4 protein-coding genes are annotated in these 5,311 nt (G+C 60.0%); 2 read left to right on the top strand and 2 right to left on the bottom strand.

Annotated features, from left to right (window positions below; genetic code table 11):
- Positions 1-1,621 (top strand): transglycosylase SLT domain-containing protein (locus tag FFS64_RS30975; RefSeq protein ID WP_137808438.1); only part of this gene is annotated, 1,621 nt, incomplete at its 5' end.
- A 67-nt stretch (positions 1,622-1,688) separates the two neighbouring features.
- On the opposite strand, the gene FFS64_RS30980 is transcribed toward FFS64_RS30975, so the two are convergent.
- Positions 1,689-3,482: an ABC transporter transmembrane domain-containing protein gene (locus tag FFS64_RS30980; RefSeq protein WP_171017171.1), complete on the bottom strand. Its 1,794-nt coding sequence runs from the start codon at positions 3,480-3,482 to the stop codon at positions 1,689-1,691.
- Between the two features lie 251 nt (positions 3,483-3,733).
- Here FFS64_RS30980 and FFS64_RS30985 point away from each other — a divergent pair, with 251 nt between their 5' ends.
- Positions 3,734-3,913 (top strand): PA1571 family protein, encoded by a 180-nt coding sequence (locus FFS64_RS30985; RefSeq protein ID WP_137808440.1) that lies wholly within the window; start codon positions 3,734-3,736, stop codon positions 3,911-3,913.
- An 88-nt stretch (positions 3,914-4,001) separates the two neighbouring features.
- Here FFS64_RS30985 and pdxB read toward each other — a convergent pair whose 3' ends face one another.
- Positions 4,002-5,144, bottom strand: coding sequence for a 4-phosphoerythronate dehydrogenase PdxB (gene pdxB / locus FFS64_RS30990; RefSeq protein ID WP_137808441.1), 1,143 nt, complete (start codon positions 5,142-5,144; stop codon positions 4,002-4,004).
- Between the last annotated feature and the right edge of the window lie 167 nt (positions 5,145-5,311).

The raw sequence follows: 5,311 nt of genomic DNA on the forward strand, positions 1-5,311 counted from the left end.
GCGCTGGCTGGCCGATCGCGGCGACTGGGCGACCTTCGTCAGGTATTACGACCCCAAAATGAATTTCACTGAACTGGACTGCCTGAACGCGCAGTACCAGATCAGTCACAACCTCAAGTCCGAAGGCTACGCCAACGCCAACAAGCTCTGGCTGACCGGTAAATCCCAGCCCGAGGCCTGCGACGCCTTGTTCGGCATGTGGGCCGCCGAAGGCCAGCTGACCGAGCAGAAACGCTGGGAGCGCGCCAAACTCGCCGCCCAGGCACGCAACTACCCGCTGGCCAACAGCCTGGTCAACGGCCTGACCACCCTCACCCCCCGCGGTCGTCTGTTGATCGATGTGGCGCAAAAACCCGAATTGCTCAACAACCCTTCGCGATTTACCCCGGCGGACGAGCCGATGTCGGATGTGGTCAGCCTTGGCCTGCGCCGCCTGGCCCGTCAGGACCCGGACAGGGCCATGGCGCTGCTTGACGGTTATGCCAGCAGCATGCACTTTTCCCGCGACGAAAAGGTGGCGATCGCCCGGGAAATCGGCCTCACCCTCGCACGCCGTTTCGACAGCCGCGCGCTGGATGTGATGACCAAGTACGACCCGGAGTTGCGCGACAACACCGTGTCCGAATGGCGCCTGCGCCTGCTCCTGCGCCTGGCCCGCTGGGACGATGCCTATCAGCTGACCCGCCGCCTGCCCCAGGATCTCGCCACTACCAACCGCTGGCGTTACTGGCAGGCCCGCAGCCTGGAACTGGCGCAACCGCAGAATCCGGAAGCGCAAAACCTCTATAAAAGCCTGGCTCGCGAGCGCGACTTCTATGGTTTCCTTGCCGCCGACCGTTCACAGTCGCCCTATTCGCTGATCAACAAACCGCTGGTACTGAGCCAGGCGACCATCAACAAGGTGCGCAACACCCCTGGCATACGCCGCGCCCTGGAGTTCCATGCCCGCGGGCAGATCGTCGATGGCCGTCGCGAGTGGTACCACGTCAGCCGGCACTTCAGCCGTGACGAAATGGTCGCCCAGGCAAAACTGGCCTACGACCTGAAATGGTATTTCCCGGCCATCCGCACCATCAGCCAGGCGCAGTATTGGGACGATCTGGATATCCGCTTCCCGATGGCTCACCGCAATACCCTGGTGCGTGAAGCCAAGAACCGTGGCCTGCATTCAAGCTGGGTGTTCGCCATCACCCGTCAGGAAAGCGCCTTCATGGATGACGCCCGCTCCAGCGTCGGCGCCAGCGGCCTGATGCAATTGATGCCCGCGACCGCCAAGGAAACTTCACGCAAGTTCAGCATTCCTTATGCTTCGCCGCAGCAATTGTTCGAACCGGACAAGAACATCCAGCTCGGTGCCGCGTACCTGAGCCAGGTCCACAGCCAGTTCAACGGCAACCGTGTCCTCGCCTCTGCCGCCTACAATGCTGGGCCCGGTCGCGTGCGTCAGTGGCTGCGCGGCGCGGATCATTTAAGTTTCGACGTGTGGGTGGAAAGCATCCCGTTCGACGAAACCCGCCAGTACGTGCAGAACGTACTATCGTACTCGGTGATCTACGGCCAGAAACTCAACTCACCGCAACCGCTGGTGGATTGGCATGAGCGGTACTTTGACGATCAGTAACGCAGCGACCTGACGCAATAAAAAATGCCCGGATCGAAAGATTCGGGCATTTTTTTTTGTATTCCACTTAGTCGGTTACTTGGTCGGTCGGAGCTTTGAGCCCATCACTGAACTGCAACGCCGCCAACCGCGCATACAACGCATTACTGGCAATCAACTCCTGATGCGTACCCACTGCCACCAGTTTGCCTTGATCCATCACCGCAATGCGGTCGGCGTTTTTGACCGTGGCCAGGCGATGGGCGATGACCAGGGTGGTGCGGTTTTTCATCAGGCTCGGCAGGGCCTGCTGAATCAGGTGTTCGCTCTGGGCATCGAGGGCGCTGGTGGCTTCGTCGAGCAGCAGGATGGGGGCATCCACCAGCAGTGCCCGGGCGATGGCCAGGCGTTGGCGCTGGCCGCCGGACAAACCCAGGCCACTGTCACCCAGATGCGTTTGATAACCGTTGGGCATGGCTTCGATGAAGTCATGGGCGTAGGCGATTTTTGCTGCTTCCTGAACCTGCGCCAAGGTCGCCGTCGGATTGCCATAGCGGATGTTGTCTTCGATGCTGCCGAAAAACAGTGCCGGAGTTTGCGAGACCAGGGCGAAGCAGCGACGCAAGTCCAATGGGTCAAGCCTTGTCAGTGGCACGCCATCGAGCAGGATGCCCCCTTCGGCGGGATCGTAAAAGCGCAGCAACAAGTCATACACCGTCGACTTGCCGGCACCGGATGGCCCGACCAAGGCCAGGGTTTCGCCGGCCCTGACCGTCAGATTCAAGCCATCGACCGCGTAGCTTTCGGGTCGTGAGGGGTAGGAAAAACGCACGTCCTGTAATAGCAGGTCGCCCTTCACCCGCGTGGGCAAGGTCACCCGGTCGGTGGCCGGTGGCAGGATGATGTTTTCCGAACGCAGCAATTCGGCGATCCGCTCCGCTGCACCGGCCGCGCGCTGCAATTCGCCAATCACCTCGCTCAAGGTGCCGAACGCACTCCCCACGATCAGGCTATAGAAGACAAACGCCGCCAGTTCGCCAGCGGAAATCCGCCCGGCAATCACATCCATGCCGCCAACCCAGAGCATGACGCCCACCGCGCCCAACACCAGTACGATTACCAGAGTAATCAGCCAGGCCCGCTGGAAAATACGCTTGCGCGCGGTATCGAACGCCTGTTCCACGGTCGCGGCAAAACGCCGTTCGTCCTGGCTCTGATGGTTATAGGCCTGCACGGTCTTGATCTGCCCGAGGGTTTCGGACACATAACTGCCGATATCGGCGATCCGATCCTGACTCAGGCGCGACAGGTTACGAACGCGTCGACCGAAGATCAGGATCGGTGCGATCACCAGCGGCAAGGCGACCACCACGATGCTGGTGAGTTTCGGGTTGGTGATAAACAGCAGGACGATCCCGCCGATCACCATCAGCAGATTGCGCAAGAACATCGACAGTGAAGAGCCGATCACCGATTGCAGCAGCGTGGTGTCGGCGGTCAGTCGTGACTGGATTTCGGAACTGCGGTTGTTCTCGTAGAAGCCCGGGTGCAGATAAATCAGATGATTGAACACATGGCGACGGATGTCGGCGACGCAGCGCTCGCCGATCCACGACACCAGGTAAAAACGCGAAAAAGTGCCAACCGCCAGACCGATCACCAGCAGCATGAACAAGCCGATGGATTGGTTGAGCAGGTGCGGCGACTGGGTCATGAAGCCCTGATCCACCAGCAAACGGATCCCCTGCCCCATGGACAAGGTAATGCCCGCCGTGACGACCAGCGCGAGCAAGGCACCGAATGCGTGCCAACGATACGGCGCGATGAAACGGCTGGCCAGGCGGATCGCTCGGCGATGTCGAACAGAGAGCATTGGCTTCATCCACAACGGAAAAATTGATAGGTTCACCCTACACCGCTCAATGGGGTGGAACTTGGTAAATCACAATGAGTCAGGTTAATTATGACCGTCAACACTAGGGCCTAGACGCTATTGGTCTAAAGTCCGGGTGGCAAGGACGCGACATTTCTGGTGGACTGGTGCTGCCGCCATGAAACGATCGCAGGGAGTAGTCACGGCCCGGTCACCTGGCGGTTCTACAGTAAGCACACAACCTGATGAGGAGACAGGCCATGTCCTTGCAAAACAGCAGCGACGTCACCGTTCCAGTGATCCGCCCGAAACGAGATGAATCCCTGGGTTGCTCGATTGTGGATGAGAAGGGCCGCGAAGTACCGATCACTGAAGACATGATCCAGGAAGCGTGCCGCGACCTGGAGAAACGATTGGTCAAGCCTGCCGAACAAAAGTGATATAGCCACCGTCTTCTTGACCCGGCCCTGGTTGGCCGGGTTTTTTATGGGTGTTTTCTGACAGATTTGCGGTGCGGCCATTCGATCTCTAGAGAGCCATTGCCCCTAACGCCGCCACTATCTGCCGCAATGCCGGCGCATCCCCGTCGATCCGCACCTGCAACCCGTCAATCTCGCGCCGCGACGGGTAGTTCTTGCGCAACACATCGAACGCCGCCCGCTGTTCACTCACGCTGCCGACAAGACTGCGACGGAAATCCGCATCGTCACGGCGCGGGTCGTACACACCACGGCACAACATTGCCAGCGCCCAGGCCGGATCGCTTTCAGCATTCAACGTCACCTGCGACAACCAGGGGGCAGGCAATAGATCGCTCAAGCTGACCCGGGCTGGTTGCCCGGCAAAATCGCAGTAGGCCTGATAGATCTGCGCCGTGCCGCGCTGCTTGCCATCCAGGCTGTACCCGGCAATGTGCGGCGTCGCCAGCACGCAGAGTTCGGCCAGCGCCACATCGACTTCCGGCTCGCCTTCCCAAACGTCCAGCACCGCTTGCAGATCTTCGCGCTCCAGCAGCACATCGCGCAGGGCGGCGTTATTGACCACCGGACCACGACTGGCGTTGATCAGCCAAGTACCGGTCTTGAGTTGCTTGAGACGTTTTTCATCAAACAGATGCCAGGTCGGCTGATTGCCACGCTTGTTCAATGGCGTGTGCAGGCTGATCACGTCGCACTGCTCGATGATCTCTTCCAGGCTGACGTAATCTCCACCCTCGAAAGCGTGCCGTGGCGGGTCGCAGACCAATACCTTCCAACCCAGGCCTTGCAGGACCTTGACCAGCCGCCCGCCCACCTCGCCAGCCCCAACCACGCCGTAGGTACGTTGAGTCAGGTCAACGCCTTCGATTTCGGCCAGGGTCAGCAGACTGCCGAGCACATAGTCGACCACGCCCCGGGCATTGCAGCCCGGCGCGCTGGACCAGGTGATACCGGCCTGCTGAAAGTAATCCAGGTCCAGGTGATCGGTGCCGATGGTGCAGGTGCCGACAAAACGCACCTTGCTGCCTTCAAGCAACGCGCGGTTGACGTTGGTCACCGAACGCACCAGCAGCACATCGGCCTGTTCGACGGTAGCTCGGTCGATGGAACGTCCCGGCACCCGGCGGATCTCGCCGAAACCTTCGAAGAAGGCATCGAGCAGGGGAATATTTTCGTCGGCAACAATCAGCATGGCAGGCTCCTTTGGCGGGTTGGCAGTGTAGGCGCAGAATTCATCCCTGTGTAGGAGCAACCGGTCGACGCTCGAATGCTCGCGATGGGCGTTAACGAAATTACAAATCCGCAACACAGTCTTTTCCTGACCGATACGTCAACGCGTAGAATGCGCTGCCTTGCGCA

The organism is Pseudomonas sp. G(2018) (genome assembly GCF_005502415.1).
Taxonomy (GTDB): Bacteria; Pseudomonadota; Gammaproteobacteria; order Pseudomonadales; family Pseudomonadaceae; genus Aquipseudomonas.